Annotated in this window: 24 protein-coding genes; 9 read left to right on the forward strand and 15 right to left on the reverse strand. The window is 62.2% G+C overall.

What is annotated here, in order from left to right:
- Positions 1–152 precede the first annotated feature (152 nt).
- Genes Cte04_RS17855 through Cte04_RS17900 form a run of 10 tightly spaced genes read right to left on the reverse strand, consistent with a single transcriptional unit; the run spans position 153 to position 5,376 of the window.
- Positions 153–404 carry a pyocin activator PrtN family protein gene (locus Cte04_RS17855; protein WP_066481631.1) on the reverse strand — a complete coding sequence of 84 codons (252 nt, stop codon included), beginning with the start codon at positions 402–404 and terminating at the stop codon, positions 153–155.
- A gap of 59 nt (positions 405–463) precedes the next feature.
- Positions 464–865 (reverse strand): ASCH domain-containing protein, encoded by a 402-nt coding sequence (locus Cte04_RS17860; RefSeq protein ID WP_245633428.1) that lies wholly within the window; start codon positions 863–865, stop codon positions 464–466.
- Positions 862–1,116, reverse strand: a complete 255-nt coding sequence (locus tag Cte04_RS17865) for a hypothetical protein (RefSeq protein WP_066481638.1) — start codon at positions 1,114–1,116, stop codon at positions 862–864. Before Cte04_RS17865 ends, Cte04_RS17860 begins: the two co-directional genes overlap by 4 nt.
- Positions 1,109–3,334: a ParB/RepB/Spo0J family partition protein gene (locus Cte04_RS17870; protein WP_066481640.1), complete on the reverse strand. Its 2,226-nt coding sequence runs from the start codon at positions 3,332–3,334 to the stop codon at positions 1,109–1,111. The genes Cte04_RS17865 and Cte04_RS17870 overlap by 8 nt, the downstream gene beginning before the upstream one ends.
- 1 nt (position 3,335) lies before the next feature.
- Positions 3,336–3,557 (reverse strand): hypothetical protein, encoded by a 222-nt coding sequence (locus Cte04_RS17875; RefSeq protein WP_066481644.1) that lies wholly within the window; start codon positions 3,555–3,557, stop codon positions 3,336–3,338.
- Positions 3,557–3,841, reverse strand: a complete 285-nt coding sequence (locus tag Cte04_RS17880; RefSeq protein ID WP_066481647.1) for a hypothetical protein — start codon at positions 3,839–3,841, stop codon at positions 3,557–3,559. The genes Cte04_RS17875 and Cte04_RS17880 overlap by 1 nt, the downstream gene beginning before the upstream one ends.
- Positions 3,838–4,161: a hypothetical protein gene (locus Cte04_RS17885; protein ID WP_066481652.1), complete on the reverse strand. Its 324-nt coding sequence runs from the start codon at positions 4,159–4,161 to the stop codon at positions 3,838–3,840. Before Cte04_RS17885 ends, Cte04_RS17880 begins: the two co-directional genes overlap by 4 nt.
- Positions 4,158–4,340 (reverse strand): hypothetical protein, encoded by a 183-nt coding sequence (locus Cte04_RS17890; RefSeq protein ID WP_066481655.1) that lies wholly within the window; start codon positions 4,338–4,340, stop codon positions 4,158–4,160. Before Cte04_RS17890 ends, Cte04_RS17885 begins: the two co-directional genes overlap by 4 nt.
- Positions 4,337–4,477, reverse strand: coding sequence for a hypothetical protein (locus Cte04_RS17895; RefSeq protein ID WP_157082098.1), 141 nt, complete (start codon positions 4,475–4,477; stop codon positions 4,337–4,339). The genes Cte04_RS17890 and Cte04_RS17895 overlap by 4 nt, the downstream gene beginning before the upstream one ends.
- Positions 4,474–5,376, reverse strand: a complete 903-nt coding sequence (locus tag Cte04_RS17900) for a hypothetical protein (protein WP_157082099.1) — start codon at positions 5,374–5,376, stop codon at positions 4,474–4,476. The genes Cte04_RS17895 and Cte04_RS17900 overlap by 4 nt, the downstream gene beginning before the upstream one ends.
- A 336-nt stretch (positions 5,377–5,712) precedes the next feature.
- Here Cte04_RS17900 and Cte04_RS17905 point away from each other — a divergent pair, with 336 nt between their 5' ends.
- Together Cte04_RS17905 and Cte04_RS17910 are read left to right on the forward strand one after the other, a co-directional pair.
- Entirely contained in the window at positions 5,713–5,862 is a 150-nt protein-coding gene (locus tag Cte04_RS17905) for a hypothetical protein (protein ID WP_157082101.1), read from the forward strand.
- Positions 5,863–5,872: 10 nt separating this feature from the next.
- Entirely contained in the window at positions 5,873–6,472 is a 600-nt protein-coding gene (locus tag Cte04_RS17910) for a hypothetical protein (RefSeq protein ID WP_066481677.1), read from the forward strand.
- 14 nt (positions 6,473–6,486) lie between these two features.
- Here the strand turns inward: Cte04_RS17910 and Cte04_RS17915 are convergent, their stop codons facing one another.
- Genes Cte04_RS17915 through Cte04_RS17925 form a run of 3 tightly spaced genes read right to left on the reverse strand, consistent with a single transcriptional unit; the run spans position 6,487 to position 8,614 of the window.
- Positions 6,487–7,254 (reverse strand): hypothetical protein, encoded by a 768-nt coding sequence (locus Cte04_RS17915; RefSeq protein ID WP_157082103.1) that lies wholly within the window; start codon positions 7,252–7,254, stop codon positions 6,487–6,489.
- 47 nt (positions 7,255–7,301) lie between these two features.
- Complete coding sequence (locus tag Cte04_RS17920; protein ID WP_157082105.1) at positions 7,302–8,204, reverse strand: HipA family kinase; 903 nt, start codon at positions 8,202–8,204, stop codon at positions 7,302–7,304.
- Positions 8,201–8,614, reverse strand: coding sequence for a helix-turn-helix domain-containing protein (locus tag Cte04_RS17925; RefSeq protein WP_157082107.1), 414 nt, complete (start codon positions 8,612–8,614; stop codon positions 8,201–8,203). Before Cte04_RS17925 ends, Cte04_RS17920 begins: the two co-directional genes overlap by 4 nt.
- A gap of 97 nt (positions 8,615–8,711) precedes the next feature.
- Here Cte04_RS17925 and Cte04_RS17930 point away from each other — a divergent pair, with 97 nt between their 5' ends.
- The 3 genes from Cte04_RS17930 to Cte04_RS17940 are packed head-to-tail and all read left to right on the forward strand — an operon-like array spanning position 8,712 to position 9,356.
- Positions 8,712–8,945 carry a helix-turn-helix domain-containing protein gene (locus tag Cte04_RS17930; RefSeq protein ID WP_217997589.1) on the forward strand — a complete coding sequence of 78 codons (234 nt, stop codon included), beginning with the start codon at positions 8,712–8,714 and terminating at the stop codon, positions 8,943–8,945.
- Positions 8,938–9,111, forward strand: a complete 174-nt coding sequence (locus Cte04_RS17935; RefSeq protein ID WP_157082109.1) for a hypothetical protein — start codon at positions 8,938–8,940, stop codon at positions 9,109–9,111. The genes Cte04_RS17930 and Cte04_RS17935 overlap by 8 nt, the downstream gene beginning before the upstream one ends.
- A complete protein-coding gene (locus Cte04_RS17940; protein ID WP_066481694.1) occupies positions 9,108–9,356 on the forward strand; it encodes a hypothetical protein in 249 nt (82 codons plus the stop codon). The genes Cte04_RS17935 and Cte04_RS17940 overlap by 4 nt, the downstream gene beginning before the upstream one ends.
- On the opposite strand, the gene Cte04_RS17945 is transcribed toward Cte04_RS17940, so the two are convergent.
- On the reverse strand, positions 9,353–9,670 hold the full coding sequence (locus Cte04_RS17945) for a hypothetical protein (protein ID WP_066481705.1): 318 nt from the start codon (positions 9,668–9,670) through the stop codon (positions 9,353–9,355). The two genes, Cte04_RS17940 and Cte04_RS17945, sit on opposite strands and share 4 nt — an antisense overlap.
- A gap of 102 nt (positions 9,671–9,772) precedes the next feature.
- Positions 9,773–10,000, reverse strand: coding sequence for a hypothetical protein (locus Cte04_RS17950; RefSeq protein ID WP_169798065.1), 228 nt, complete (start codon positions 9,998–10,000; stop codon positions 9,773–9,775).
- Here Cte04_RS17950 and Cte04_RS17955 point away from each other — a divergent pair.
- The 4 genes from Cte04_RS17955 (at position 9,993) to Cte04_RS17970 (ending at position 13,483) form a co-directional block, all read left to right on the forward strand.
- On the forward strand, positions 9,993–10,388 hold the full coding sequence (locus tag Cte04_RS17955; protein ID WP_169798066.1) for a hypothetical protein: 396 nt from the start codon (positions 9,993–9,995) through the stop codon (positions 10,386–10,388). The two genes, Cte04_RS17950 and Cte04_RS17955, sit on opposite strands and share 8 nt — an antisense overlap.
- Complete coding sequence (locus tag Cte04_RS17960; RefSeq protein WP_066481708.1) at positions 10,373–10,765, forward strand: hypothetical protein; 393 nt, start codon at positions 10,373–10,375, stop codon at positions 10,763–10,765. Before Cte04_RS17955 ends, Cte04_RS17960 begins: the two co-directional genes overlap by 16 nt.
- A complete protein-coding gene (locus Cte04_RS17965) occupies positions 10,765–11,820 on the forward strand; it encodes a toprim domain-containing protein (RefSeq protein ID WP_066481717.1) in 1,056 nt (351 codons plus the stop codon). The genes Cte04_RS17960 and Cte04_RS17965 overlap by 1 nt, the downstream gene beginning before the upstream one ends.
- A gap of 409 nt (positions 11,821–12,229) precedes the next feature.
- A complete protein-coding gene (locus tag Cte04_RS17970) occupies positions 12,230–13,483 on the forward strand; it encodes a primase-helicase family protein (RefSeq protein ID WP_245633429.1) in 1,254 nt (417 codons plus the stop codon).
- Positions 13,484–13,678 lie beyond the last annotated feature (195 nt).

The following is a 13,678-nucleotide window of genomic DNA, read 5'->3' on the forward strand; positions in this document are numbered from 1 at the left end:
TTATATATTCATTTTATATTGTTGAAATTTTATCTAAATTCATATTGATATTTTTGATGGTTTTTGTAATGCACTTTTGATATATATTTGTTCTTTAATTTATTGAATTGCATTTGTAAAATCCTAGAAATTATTATCTTTGCTGAAAAATCTCAGCACCGAACAGCTCTCCACTCCTCTTCGGCCTGAACCTTCTTTTGATCGATGTACGCGGCCAGCTTGCTTGCATCCATAAACCACTGACTCTTGTTGGATCCCAGGCGATAAGCAGGCACAGGCAATGCCTGCTTATTCGCTGCCTCTGCTGCCTTTTTGGGGCTGAGCCCAAAAAACTCCATGCAGCATTTCTCCAGCGGGATATTCACATCCCCGTAGAGGGCGAGTAATGCGAAATGCGTATTCATAGTCGGCTCTTGTAGTTCTGGGCCCGCCATGGGTCCGCATGGTGGGCGGGTCTTGTCGATCAGGCTGCGGCCGCAAGGGCGCTGCGGGGCACGTTGAAGAAATTGAGCTTCCCCTTCCAGGGCAGGAAGGGGATGGGGCGGCTGTCGCGCAGGACGAAGCCGTAGGAGCCATCCTGTTTCCAGCCCGAGTCGGACTCGGTGACGCAGTCCACCACCCGCGTCCAGCCCACGAAGCCGCCGCGCTCCAGGTCCTCGTAGGCCGGCAGTCCGCCGGCGGGCAGCAGGCCTGCGGCCTCCAGCTCGAGCGCGACCTGGTCGTAGTACTTGCGGGGCATGGTCAAGCCGGCGTGCACCAGCAGCTGGCCGCGGAAGTTCGTGGCCCAGTCGCGGTTCTCAATGTCCTTGTGACCGTTGACGATCAGCCAGGCCCAGGGCTGACGAATGCTGAGAGCGGGGATCATGGCTTGGCTTCCTGGCTGGAGGTGAGGGGGCAGGCGCTGGGGATGGCGGCTAGCTCCACGAGTTCGGGGTGTTCGGCCTTCAGGCCGCGGACGAAGTCGCGCGCCTGGTGCTCTCCATCGAAAATGCCGACGGCGGTGCTGACCGTATAGCCGGGGCGGATCTGCACGGGGTCGAGCAGTACTTCCCAGTGATACAGGGTGTCGCGCTCGTAGTACGGGCGGATAAAGCAGCTGGTGGGGGCGTCATGCATCGCCGGCCTCGCTTTCGTCGAGGGCCTGGATCTCGGTGTAGTCGGCGGTGATTTCCCAGGTGGCATCCGGCGTCAGATGGTCCATGTCATCGAGATCGACGCCGGCGTCCTTGGGCAGCTCCAGCCACCAGGCGCGGTCGCCCATGCGCTCGAGCAGCACCGCCTTGCGATCCTTGGTGGGCAGGAGTGCGTCGGCGAATTTCAGGTCGCGCAGAATGCGTACCTGCTGCAGCTCTTTGAAGTCATTGGGGTGATTGGCCTCTGCCGCCTGCATGGCCTGGGCGATGGCTGCGGTCGCATCAGCCTTGCTGGTCTTGGGTTGGGTGCCGGGCTTCTGGGTTGCCTTGGGCTTGGCCGCGCCCTTGCTGTCGCCCTTGCCGGCGCGTTTGGCGGCCTCGGCCTTCATGTCGTCCTGCACCTCGGCCTGGATGGCCTCGAGGTCGACGTCGGCCAGGTCGCGCAGCTCCTCAAGGATCGGGGCCGCGCCCGGGTGGGCTGGGTCTTCCTTGAGGTCTGCCGTGCAGGCCAGCTGCAGGATGTAGCTGAGCTGCTCGGGCAGATCCTGCTCAGACGCGCTGGCGAAGGAATCTTCAAGGTTGTCATCGGCCCTGGCGGAATTCAGGGGGATGTGGAAGATCGTCAGCAGGATCTCGCGCGGCACGCCGGCGGCGAGTTTCTTGAGGATGTGCAGCGCCGCATGGCTGGGGATGTAGCTCAGCGACTCGGGCTTGCAGCAGTACAGGCCGTCGATCGTGGAGGCGACGGCTTCCTCGCGCCAGCGGCGGGCGTACTCGGCCTCGAGCTCCGCGCGCGAGGGTTCCGCCGGCGGCGCGGCCTTGGCGGCCTTGGCCTTCTTCTCGGGCTTGGCCGCGGCCGCCTGGGCCTGCACGGCCGCGCTGGCTGCATGCACGGGCACGGCCTCGATCAGGCCGCCGGCGGGTGTTTCGACCAGTACCACGCGGCTGGCGGGCACATCCTGGCCCAGGACCTGGCGCGTTTCGGCCTTGCTGCCCTGGCTGGCCTTGTCCAGCGCGATGTAGCCGCGCATGGAGCCAGTCTCGGTGGGCATGATGTCGCGCGCAGCGCGGCCGGTGATGACCTGGCGGCCGGCCTGGGCGGCCTCGGCCTTCACGCGGGCCAGGTGGGCTTCCTTCTTCTCGGCGAAGCAGGTGGTGTCGGTGCACGCGTCCGGGCCGTGCTTGTCCCACAGCTCGGGTGTGGCGCCGGTACGCTTGGGGCAGTGGGTGCAGGCGCCGGCCTGGGGGCAGAGCGTGGCGTCGGCCAGGTCGAACGGAGCCTTGTCCAGCTCGGTCATGTAGTTGCGGCGGGCCAGGTCCTGGGCGGCGCGGTAGCTCATGGGGCCGCCGTCGGCGCCGCCGGTGAGGATGCGCTCGGCAAATTCTTCCTGCATCGCGGCCGTGGGGCGCTGCAGCACGAGCAGGGCCAGGCTGCGGGACAAGCGGCCGTCCTTGAGCGCGGCCATGGCCTTGGGCTGCAGCGACAGCAGGCGCAGGGACTCGAACACATGGGTGCGGCTCTTGCCGATGGAGTCGGCCGCTTCCTCGCGGGTGAGTTTGAACTCCTCCACGAGAAGGATCACGCCCTTGGCCTCCTCGAGTGGGTCCAGGTCTCTGCGGTGCAGGTTCTCGATCAGCTGCATCTGCACGGCGCGCAGGTTGTCGGCCGCCACCAGCATATACGGCACCGTGCGCTCGCCGGCGATGCGGGAGGCCACGAAGCGGCGCTCGCCGGCGATGATCTCGAACTGGGCCTTGCGGGTCTCGGGGTTCTCGAAGGTGTCCTGCAGGCGCTCCGCCGGCAGCCGGCGCAGCAGCAGGGGCTGCAGGATGCCGTGGGCCTTGATGGAGGCCGCCATGGCATACAGCTCGTCATCCTCAACCACCTGGCGGTTGGTACGGCTGCGGACGATCAGGTTCAGTTCGGCGCGGGGCATCTGCGCCAGGAGTGCATGCGGCTCGGGATCGGCTTCGGACTTGAGCTGCGGCTCGGCGCCGTCGAGCGTGATCAGCGTGAAATCGGCCATGGGCAGCGTGACGAGGGTGCCGTCGCAGTCGAGCTGGTACTGGCGGCCGCCGGGCGTCTTGCCGACGACCAGGGCCTTAAGGCCTGCCTGGGGATGGGGCGCGCCCTTGTTGGTGGTGGCGTCCGCGTTGATGGTGACCATGCGTTTGAGCAGCGGGTCTTTCTTGGTGACCATGTCAGGCCCCTTTCTTCAGTTCCTGCACGCGCTGCCTGGCGGTGGCGCGGCGGGCGTCGAGGGTTTCGGCCGGGGCGGCGGCGTACTGGCCGCAGAATGATTCGGCGCTACGGGTGCGGCCGGGCCCCGGGCGCTTGGCGCAGTGGGCGAAGCCCAGCTTGACCATGCGCGGGTCGGACGATTCGGGCTGCCAGTGCTGGCAGGTCTTGCAGGCGGAGGCCATCAGATCGCCCCCTTGCGGTAGATGCGGCGGCCCATCTCCACGCTGGGCAGGGAGAAGGCATCCATGGAGCCGGGGCGCACGCTGGCCCGCAGCTCGCTGCCCGTGTAGGGCTGGCGCGTGGTGCTGTTGCAGACAGGCATGCTCTGGCTGGCCACCTGCAGGCGCTCGTTCATGCGGCGCTCATGCAGGGCCCGGGCGTTGGGCGACGGATGGGCCGTGGGCGCGACCTTGCGGGCGCCGAACTGGGCGTGGCGGTCGATGGGTTGGAGGTTGCGGCGGCTCATGAGTGGATGTCCTTGCGGTTGTCGGCCTGGTCGAGGGCGACGTGGACGGCGACGCATTCCAGGCGCTGGCGTGCGAAGCGCGGCTCGGTGCCGTACAGCTCCACCGTGCGGCCCTTGATCTGGCGGGCCAGATGGCTGGCGGCGTAGTGGCTGGCCTGGGACTTGTTGGGGTAGGTATGGATGGCGCGCACCATCTGATCGCCGGGCGCGGCCAGCTTGATCTCGAGCTGGGCCAGGCCGGAGGTGGTGGTGCGGTAGATGCACTCGGAGACCTGGCCGCGGATGCGCAGCGTCATCTCCATGGCGGTGGCGGCGGTCACAGGCAGCCCTCCTGAATGCAGAAATAGAGGGAGACCCAGAAGGGGGCGGACAGGGTGAGCCCGCCCACCATGGCCAGCAGCACGGCCAGCACGCGGATGGCGCGTGCCTGGGCGCGCAGCTCGGCCTGCAGGTTGCGGCCGTAGTGCGGGCCGGTGAGGTCGATGCGGGGCGTGTTCATGGCTGCACCGCCTTGGCCTGGGCGCTGTGCACGCCGTAGATGCACTGGGCCAGGACGATGGCTACGCATGCCGAGGTGTATTCGCCGTAGTAGGGGCGGCGGCCGGGCACCTGGATCTTGAAGAGCCTGGTCATCATGCGTCCAGTGCAGGCGTCTGTACGGTGGCGGCCAGCTCTGCGCTGATTGCGCGAACTTCCTCCAGCGCGGTCGCGGCGCTTTTGAAAACCGGCGGGAGGCCGAACCATTCGCCTCGCGCGGGCTCATGCCACTCAATGGGGCGGGCCAGCTCCTGCAGCTCGGCCAGGGTGAGCGTGGTGGTGGCCATGGACTCGTCCAGGTAGGACTTACCGTCCCAGGCGGGCAGCGAATCCCAGAACCAGAGGCCGCTCACGGCTTCGGCGTGAGCTGGGCTGTTCAGCTCGGCAATCTGTTCGGCGGTGCCGTAGATCAGCACCGGGCGCTCGTCATCCCAGCCCAGCAGTTCCGTGTTGGGGAACTGGGTCTTTTCAGAGTTGGCAAGGGAGAAGTGGTCGTCGCTGACATATGCGCCTACGGCGTGAACGTCATTCATCAACCAGGCGCGGAAGTGGCCGGGCTGACTGATGCAGTGGCTCATGGCGTGCAGGATGGCCGAGGCCTGCTCGGGGTTGCTGACGGGAATGTCGGCGGGGCGCTGGCCGTGGTGGCCGCAGCGCCAATCGTAAAAGCGCAGGGTGAGGGCGGGCTCTACACTGCCCTGATGACTACCGGAACCATCGTCTTTATCACCAGCGATCGGCAGGTCGCTTTCATTCAGCTTGGCAGCGGCGATATCACTGTGGCTCGTGCCCGCAGAGGGGAGTTCACGCAGGATGCGGGCTGCGAAGTCAGGGGTGATCTGACATCCCAAAGCGGTGTAACGCTGTACGACCTCGTCAGCGGTGAGCCCCTGGACGTCCAGATCGAGGCCATTGGCTGCACGCTGCAGGGTGCGCAGCAAGTCTGGCGGCAGATGCGCTAACTGCTGGGTCAGCGCTGCGAGGGGGGATTGCGACATCTGTGGCTCCGTATGTGGATAAGATGTCGGCATGGTAAAGCATTGATTTACCAAAATCAATCAATGCTTTACTCATTGATGAAGCATGCCTACGGCGGCGTTGCCTCCAGTGCGAATTAGTGCAAAATGAGGTGAATTGGTGTGTATCAATAGATAGACGCCAGGGCCGAAGGCCGAGCAACAGCCGTGAGGCTGCTGTCCATGAAGTGCTGAGACGCTACGCCAGCGCGGAGACCCCAAATGACTACAGAAACCTTGAAGAGCAGGGCGCCAGCGAGAGCGCCGAGGAGTGCTGCACCCCGAAAATCCAGCCAGCCAAAGCAGGATGTGTCTGTTGTGCTGTCTGAGAAGCAACAACAGGAACTGGCCGAGATGGCCGACTACGTGTCCGAGCTGACCAGTAGCAAGGCCAAGTCCGTGGCCTTCCTCAAGCGGGCCGGCATCCTGAACACCAAAGGCGACCTTGCCAAGCCCTACCGCGGTTGAGAACGGTTGAATGGATAGCGCTGCAAATTACGAATTCCAGCCCAGCTTCATCCTGGGCTTTCACGGCTGTGAGGAAGAGGTGGGGATGCGAATCCTCTGCGAACCCGAAGAACACCTCAAGCCCTCTGAAAAAAGCTATGACTGGTTGGGCAGCGGCATCTATTTCTGGGAAGGCAGCGTAGCTCGTGCTTGGGAGTGGGCAAGGGCTTATCACGCGGCAGGAAAAATCAAGAAGCCTTTTGTGCTGGGGGCGGTGATCGACCTGAGGCATTGCCTTGACATGTTTGATCTGGGGGCCTCAGAGCAAGCAAGGGCGGCCCATGCGCACTTGCAGGGGCTCATGGATTCCGCAGGCAAGCCAATGCCTGAAAACAAGGGCTCGACCCCTGATAAGCCTGCGCGGATTCTGGACTGCGCAGTGATGAACACCCTGCATCAGATCCGTGAGGAGCGCGAGTTGCCGGAGTATGACTCCGTGCGTGGCGCCTTCCTGGAGGGTGATCCAATCTATCCTGGCGCTGGCTTTCGCAGCCATACGCATATTCAGATCTGCGTGCGCAAGATTGCCTGCATCAAGGGCTACTTCAAACCCATCAACGTGCAGGAATAGGCTAGGCGGCCTGGTTATGCAACCCGGCGCTCCTTGCTGGCTACCCGTTCAGCGGCGGCCATGGGATTTGGCTCTATGCGAGCCACAATTTTTTGCCCATCGGCCAGTGCCAGAACCTGATTGATGGCGCGCTTCTGGATAGGGTCGTTGCGGTCTCCTACCATCAGCAATTCAAAGACCTCGGGCCTCTCGTCTTCAAACAGGCCAATTTTCTTGCTGGGCTTTTTGATGATGCGCTTCAGCGCCGAAAGCTCAAACAGCTTGCCGTATGCGCGTTCGGTGTTGCCTTCCAAGCCGCGCACACTGCTGGTGACCTGCAGAAAGTAGCAGGCATAGTGCTGGCCCAGAAAATCGACCTGGAGCGGATGCGTCTCTCCACCCAAGGTCAGCTTTTTGTTGAAGCGCTTGGCCAAATGCTTGGCGTTGTTGTCGCGCTGGATCGCGGATTTGACGCGGCTCACGATCCCATGGTTGCGCTGCTGCTGCGCAATGACATACGCATTGAGCAGGGTATGCATGGTGCTGCTGCGGCGCAGCATCAACTCCAGTGCTTCCTCGGTGCTGGAAGCCGAGAATCTGCTCAGGTTCTCAATACGCGCATTCGAAAATGGAGGCATCCACGTTTCCGCAGGCTCATGCTGCCAATGTTCGAGCAAAGAGGCGCAGAGATGTTGGGCCACGGAGTGCAGTGCCTGGCCTGCCACGCCGAAAGCATGCTCTGCCTTGCGTTCATCGACGGCGCAAAGTGCCTGTACACGGCCATCTTCCGTGCGAACAACCACGCCGGCGCATAATTTTTCGGAGCTGGTGGGCTTGGGGGCAAACTCAATTACTGCGCGCCAGCCACTGACTCGTCCTTCGTTTCGGTGGACGTCAGTTTCAGTTGCGGGTGGCCAAGTCGGTTGCATAGTAGTTCGTAGGTGATGCCGAGACGCTGCTCGATAAACGTGATCAGTTCTTGAATCTGCTGGGATGGCTGCCAGTGGCTGGTGTCTGCGTACTCCACGATGCCTGGGATGTCCAGGGGCTCGGCAACCTCTGCCAACCATTGGCTGAGACCTTCCAGCACATGGTGGCACTGCTCTGCCGTGAATTTCTCCATGGGAATGGCCAGCCTGTTGTCAAAAACGCCGTCGGCCAGTTCATTCAAGGGATAGAGCGATCTGCATGCGCCGCCAAAAGCCTCTGCATGATCGATGATGTGGAGAGTCTTGTCCTTGTAAATGATGTTGCCAAAGTTGCGGTCGCCGTTGGCTACCCATTCGTCAAAGGCCACCACCTTGGCCCAGTCAGCCCACTGGGTCAGCAGGGAGATCGCGGCTTTCTTGTCGCTGCGAAGGAACTGCAGGAACGTCTCCCCTCCAAGATCTTTGGTTGCGACGCACAGGGCGGCTGCATCTTGCTTGATCAATGCGGAGTGAGGCAAGTGCCCGGGGGGGATATGGACGATAAAAACCTCGGGCGCCGGCAAGCCAAGGATGCGGGCCAGACACCCGCAGACTGCCTCGGCCACCAGATTCTCGGGTGAGCCCAGCCTCAGGTACAAGGAGATGGCTGGCTCCTCTGGCGCAGCCGGATCATAGGCATCGCCCAGCCATAGTTCATCGGGCTTCTCAGCCTCGAAGTCGCGCGGTACACGGCTGGCGCCTTCATTGAGAACCAGGTGCTTGATGCGGTCAGGAACCGGGTCAAACGTGTCTTCGTTCGCTGGCTCCATCGGCGGAGGGTTCAAGGCGTCTTCTTGAACCGGCTGGCCAACTGGTCGATCAGTGTCCAATCTTCATCCCTCAATGCATTTTTTTTGGCCAGTAGCGCCAATTTGTTGATCGTTTCCAAAGACCGCGGGCTGGCTTGCAGCCGCCAGTCAGAGAAGGCATCTACCAGTGCTTCCTCAGAAGGCTTCTGGGTTTGTGCTTCAAGCAGCTCCTGGGGGCCGTCAATGCTCAGCCACCACTCCAGGGGTTTCCCTGTCACTTGGGCAAGCTTTGGCAAATGCTTTTTATCAATACGACCTGTTTTTTTCCAGCCTTGCACCGCTTGCTTAGATACGCCGCAGGCATCTGCAATGTCAGATTGCTTGATACGCGGGTCGCTGAGTACGGACTCAAGTTTCGCAGCTAATTGTTGAGCAGTGGAAAGCATTGCTTTAGTCTTAAGTAGTAAATGCGAATGGTCAATGCTTTACTTTTTCAAGCATTGCTTTACTATCGAGGGGATGAAACAGCCTTCAAATCCTCATATGCAGAGAGCCGTGGTGCTGCTAGGCGGGCAACTGGCTCTTGCGAAAGCATTGAAAGTCACGCCTCCCGCTGTGCATCAATGGTTGACTGGAGCGCGACCAGTCCCGGCAGAGCGCTGTCCTTCCATTGAGCGGCTGACCAGCGGGGCCGTCCTTTGCGAGCAACTGCGCCCTGATGTGGAGTGGGGTTGCCTGCGGAATTCCTCGAAGCCGCAGGAGGGTTCCCATGCATAACACCGCACCTGAGCGTATCGAACCCCAACCGGGCCGTGATACGTCGTTTGCCGAATGGGTGCGCAGCAAGAAGTTTGTAGTAGGCGGACCGCTGCAATCGCGTAAGGAGCTGAAGGCCAACGCGCTGACGCTGCGCCGCCAGATCTTGGGAGAGTGCGGGCAATGAACGCGCTGCCAGCTATCTATCTGGATGCGACAGCCCGCAATGTGTTGCCGTTCTGCGAGGGCCGTAGACGTCTTGGCCTTGGCTTTGACATTCCTGGACAGGAGACGGTGCGGGTCGCCTTGACGCTGGAGAGTGCCCGTTTTTTGATGACCAGCCTTGAGGAGTACATCAAGGCTGCCGAAAGCCCAAAGCCCCGTGAGCATGCGATATGGGAGCTTGGATGGGCTACCGATGGAGGAGCCTAAATGGCCTCGCCGCGAAGTAGTGAGAGAACTACACGATTTCGAAAACGTTCCATCCACATGGTGATGCGAGTTTGCTGTTCGGCCACTGCTTCCTCTGTTGAGGGATCGAGTGTTTTGGCACTCCGCAGATCTTCGAGAAAGCCGTTGATCAAGGCTTCGCATTCTGCGGGTTCGTCCGCAAAGCGATTTTTGTACAGCGAATCGAGCAAGACAGTCTGTGCAGAGACCACGGCCTGCAGTTCCTCGATCCGCATTTGCAGGACCGCAATTTGTCTGTCCCGGCGCGCTTTTTCCAGTTCGTCTTTTTCCAGCATGAGTCTCGCCTATGTCCGTTGTTGATTCGTCAGTTGATGGATTGGAGGCCCGTTTTACCGCCTGGAGCCTGTCCAGGCGTTTTGTCGTTGCGGGCCCAGCGATCAGCTCGCGGCGGCCACAGCTGCGCGGTGCATATCCATCAGCAATGTCTCGGTGGCCACGTCGCCGCGCTTTTCCTCGTTCTTGGCAAGCCGTGCAAGGTCTTGCGCAAAGGCTGCGCGCTTGTCTTCTGGCAGTTGCCGGACGGTGGCGAAAACCAGGGCGCCCAAGGCGTTGACGATGGCGTTCACAGATTGCGCATTCAGGGGCAGGGCGGTTTCGTTGCTCAAGTTCTTCTCCAATGGTTTCGTGGGTGTCCAGGGCGTCGTGGCCCTGGGCACATTTTCCGTCACCGGGCCGCAGGGTCTGGTGGCGGTCTTTTTTGGATTGGGGCGGGGTGCTGGTGTCCATGGGCTGCAGTTTTCTGTAGCGGCCGGCGCTTGTCATTACGACGCGTTCCGAATTTTTCGTAACGCGTCGGAACGGTTTGCCTATGGAGCGGGCGTCATGCTCGCTGATTGCAGCAGCGCCGCCGCTATCAAAAGCGATAGCGGATACGGCGTGTTTGCTGGCTTGAACTTGATTTTTAAGGCGTTCCGACACGTTACGAAAAATTCGTACCGCGTCGGAACGCTATTGCTTTCTGTGGGGAGGTGTGCTGCATGGACGTGTCATTGACGTATGAGGACGAGCTGGACGCCGCCCGGGATGCGATCAGGCACTTGGGCGGGCCCAAGCGCGTGGGCGAGATGCTGTACCCGGACAAGTCGCCAGAGGCTGCGGCCCGCTATCTGCTGGATGCCCTGAACCCGGCCCGTGACACGCGGCTGAGCCCAGGCCAACTGCTGCTGCTGATGCGCAAATGCCGTGAGGCGGGATTCGACGGGCTGACGGCCTACATCCTGAACGCGGCGGGCTATGCGCCGCCGGTCCCCTTGGACCCGACGACCGAGGCCATGAAGCTGACTCGGGAGCTGGACCGCACCATGGACCGTGCCGAGGCCCTGGTCTCGCACCTGCAGCGCCTACGGGCAGCTGGCGTGGGGGCGGGCTGATGGAGAACTACGACCAGGTCGTGCAGCAGATGAAGGATTTCGGGATCGAATTCCGAAACAAGGATCTGCCCCTGAAGCCAGGCTTCGGCCGCAAGACCTGCGGCCTCGGCGGCAAGCACTGGCACAAGCTGTACATCCACCGCATCAAGGATTCCAGCAAGGAATGGATCGTCGGCTCCTTCGGCTCGTACAAGGACGGAACCTGGGAGCGCGTCGACGTCGACTGGGCGCCGCTGAACGAGGAGGAGCGCCGGCGCATGGCTGCAGCGCGCGCAGCCGCGGAGCAGGCTGCGGCCGTGGAGCGGGCGAAGGAGATCGCCAATGCGTCGGCGTCGGCCCTGACGATCTGGCGCAAGGCCGTGGCGGCGCCCAGCACGCCGTACCTGGACCGCAAGGGGGTGACGGGCGAGACTTTCCGCATGCTGGCTGATCGCCTGGTGCTGCGCTGGCCAGGCAAGCGCAAGGGCGAGCAGGACACGGTCTTCGCCTTGCCCGCGGGCACGATGGTGCTGCCGCTGATGCGCTACGACATGCCCAGGGAGGAGGCCATGCGTGGCGTGCAGTTCATCAAGCCGGACGGCGCCAAGATTTACCTGCGCCATTTCGACAAGCCGGGCTGCTGCATTCGCCTGGGCACGGTGGACGATGAAACCGCCTTGCTGCTGGTGGTGGAGGGCTTTGCCACGGGCTGCACGGCCCGCATGGCGGTGGAGCAGCGCTTTCCGGTGTTCGTGGCCATGGACGCCGGCAACCTGGCCCATGTGGTGCCGCTGCTGCGGCAGCTGTACCCCGAGATCCGCATCCTGATCCTGGCCGATGACGATTACATGACCCGCGACAAGAAGACGGGCCGGCTGAATAACCCCGGGCGCACGGCCGCGAAGGCCGTGGCCAGGAAGGTCGAGGCCTGCGACCTGGTGTGGCCGATTTTCAAACCCACGAACCGTGGCCCCAAGGACACGGACTTTAACGACCTTCATGCCCGTGAGGGTCTGGACGCCGTGCGCCGTCAGCTCGATGGCGTGATTGCGGCAATGACACGACGATATGGCTGATAACGATACAGAGATTGATCAGGGCGGGGCGTCTGCGCCACCGCCGCCTGCGGCCGCAGAGCCGCGGGCGTCTCCCGCCCCCGGCGCGCCAGCGCCGCTGGATGGGTCTTCGGCTGCTGATGATGATTCGTCGGCAGGCTCTGTTGTGCGCGTGGACTTTCAGGCAGGGGTACGTGTGCCGCCGGAGGCCGGCACACCCCCGCCCCCCGCCCCCTCAAAGAAGCGCGCTACTGCGCGCTCCAAAGGGGATAGGGGGGGTGAAGAGGGCGCCGAAGATAGCGCTGAGAAGCCCGTACAGGCCCGCAAGAAGGAGAAAACCATCGACTGGGGGAAATTCAACAACCTGGTCGAAAACTTCGCCCTGATCTACGGCACCGACACGGTCTGGGATGGCAAAGAGCGCATGATCATGAAGATCAGCAACATGGGCCATGCCCACGGCCGCCAGCTGGTGGATATGTGGAAGGCCAGCGAGAAGCGGCGCACGATCCGCGCCGATGAGCTGGTCTTCGATCCGACGATGAAATGCGAGGACAGCCGCCTCATCAATATGTGCGACGGCATGGCCATGGTGCCGAAGAAGGGCAATGTCGAGCCGATGCTCGACCTAGTCTCGTTTTTGTGCAGCCGGGCCACGCCCGACGAGCCGGAAACGGGCGATGTCATGCACTGGCTGCTGTGCTGGCTGGCATACCCGCTGCAGCACCCTGGCGCCAAGATGCGCACGGCCGTGGTCATGCACGGCGATGAGGGCGCCGGCAAGAATATGCTGTTCGAGACGGTGGTGCAGATCTACGGCAAGTACGCCACCATCGTGGGCCAGGACGAGCTGGAGGACAAGTTCAACGACTGGCGCAGCTGCAAGCAGTTCGTGGTGGGCGACGAGATCATGAGCCGGGCCGAGTTGGTGCACAACAAGAACCGGCTCAAGGCCTTGATCACCTCGCCCACGGTGCAGATCAACTCCAAGCACCAGATCCGGCGCGAGGAGAAGAACCACATGAATATCGCGTTCCTCTCGAACGAGTTGCAGCCGCTGGCGCTGGATAACTCGGACCGGCGCTATCTGGTGGTCTACACGCCCAAGGCCAAGGAAGACAAGTACTACATCGACCTGGGCGGGTGGCGCGACAACGGCGGCACCGAGGCCTTCTACCAGTACCTGCTCGACTATCCCCTGGGCGATTTCAACCCCTACACGAAGCCGCCCATGACGGTGGCCAAGAGCAACCTGATCGATCTGAACCTGAAGAGCGCGGAGCGCTTCTGGGTGGAATGGGCCGAGGGCGAGCTGGATCTGCCGTATCAGTCTTGCGCAGGCACGCAGGCTTATCGGGCCTATCTCAAGTGGTGCCAGCGCACCGGTGAGCGTTACCCGTTCAACAAGCAGCTCTTCACCAGCACCGTGGTCCGCTTCTCGGACAGCCGCGGCAAGGCCGCCCGCACCAAGCCCATGAACGTCACCCGTGTCGGTGAGGCGAAGAAGACCGAGCGCATGTTCCTGGTGTGCGATCCCGTCCTGGGTGAGGGCGAGGCCCGTATGACGGAGGGGCAGTGGGCCACCGATTGCGTCAAGGGCTTCGAGGATTACCTGCGCAAGTACCTGGGCTACGGCTCGGGCTCCCCGGCCCCTGATGCCGAAGACAGTTCCGGCAATCAGTAAGAGGAATGGACCCTATGACGAGTTACACGATTACGCGGCCCCGTAACAGCGAAGCCCAGCAATGGCGCGGGAAGTTACACGGTTACGCCGTTACGCCCCTCCCGTGTATGTACATGTGCAGGCGTGTGCAGGTGCGCATGCACATGGGCGCATGTGTGCAGGAGCGCGCACTGCGTAATGGCGTAACAGCGTAAC

Origin of the sequence: Comamonas terrae (assembly GCF_001544075.1) — a bacterium.
Lineage (GTDB): Bacteria > Pseudomonadota > Gammaproteobacteria > Burkholderiales > Burkholderiaceae_C > Comamonas > Comamonas terrae.

Excerpts from the sequence above, each read along its gene's own strand:
- Cte04_RS17855 (WP_066481631.1), bottom strand. The coding sequence starts at position 404 with ATGAATACGCATTTCGCATTACTCGCCCTCTACGGGGATGTGAATATC.
- Cte04_RS17860 (WP_245633428.1), bottom strand. The coding sequence starts at position 865 with ATGATCCCCGCTCTCAGCATTCGTCAGCCCTGGGCCTGGCTGATCGTC.
- Cte04_RS17865 (WP_066481638.1), bottom strand. The coding sequence starts at position 1,116 with ATGCATGACGCCCCCACCAGCTGCTTTATCCGCCCGTACTACGAGCGC.
- Cte04_RS17870 (WP_066481640.1), bottom strand. The coding sequence starts at position 3,334 with ATGGTCACCAAGAAAGACCCGCTGCTCAAACGCATGGTCACCATCAAC.
- Cte04_RS17875 (WP_066481644.1), bottom strand. The coding sequence starts at position 3,557 with ATGGCCTCCGCCTGCAAGACCTGCCAGCACTGGCAGCCCGAATCGTCC.
- Cte04_RS17880 (WP_066481647.1), bottom strand. The coding sequence starts at position 3,841 with ATGAGCCGCCGCAACCTCCAACCCATCGACCGCCACGCCCAGTTCGGC.
- Cte04_RS17890 (WP_066481655.1), bottom strand. The coding sequence starts at position 4,340 with ATGAACACGCCCCGCATCGACCTCACCGGCCCGCACTACGGCCGCAAC.
- Cte04_RS17895 (WP_157082098.1), bottom strand. The coding sequence starts at position 4,477 with ATGATGACCAGGCTCTTCAAGATCCAGGTGCCCGGCCGCCGCCCCTAC.
- Cte04_RS17900 (WP_157082099.1), bottom strand. The coding sequence starts at position 5,376 with ATGTCGCAATCCCCCCTCGCAGCGCTGACCCAGCAGTTAGCGCATCTG.
- Cte04_RS17910 (WP_066481677.1), top strand. The coding sequence starts at position 5,873 with ATGGATAGCGCTGCAAATTACGAATTCCAGCCCAGCTTCATCCTGGGC.
- Cte04_RS17925 (WP_157082107.1), bottom strand. The coding sequence starts at position 8,614 with ATGCTTTCCACTGCTCAACAATTAGCTGCGAAACTTGAGTCCGTACTC.
- Cte04_RS17930 (WP_217997589.1), top strand. The coding sequence starts at position 8,712 with ATGCAGAGAGCCGTGGTGCTGCTAGGCGGGCAACTGGCTCTTGCGAAA.
- Cte04_RS17935 (WP_157082109.1), top strand. The coding sequence starts at position 8,938 with ATGCATAACACCGCACCTGAGCGTATCGAACCCCAACCGGGCCGTGAT.
- Cte04_RS17940 (WP_066481694.1), top strand. The coding sequence starts at position 9,108 with ATGAACGCGCTGCCAGCTATCTATCTGGATGCGACAGCCCGCAATGTG.
- Cte04_RS17945 (WP_066481705.1), bottom strand. The coding sequence starts at position 9,670 with ATGCTGGAAAAAGACGAACTGGAAAAAGCGCGCCGGGACAGACAAATT.
- Cte04_RS17960 (WP_066481708.1), top strand. The coding sequence starts at position 10,373 with ATGGACGTGTCATTGACGTATGAGGACGAGCTGGACGCCGCCCGGGAT.
- Cte04_RS17965 (WP_066481717.1), top strand. The coding sequence starts at position 10,765 with ATGGAGAACTACGACCAGGTCGTGCAGCAGATGAAGGATTTCGGGATC.
- Cte04_RS17970 (WP_245633429.1), top strand. The coding sequence starts at position 12,230 with ATGAAGATCAGCAACATGGGCCATGCCCACGGCCGCCAGCTGGTGGAT.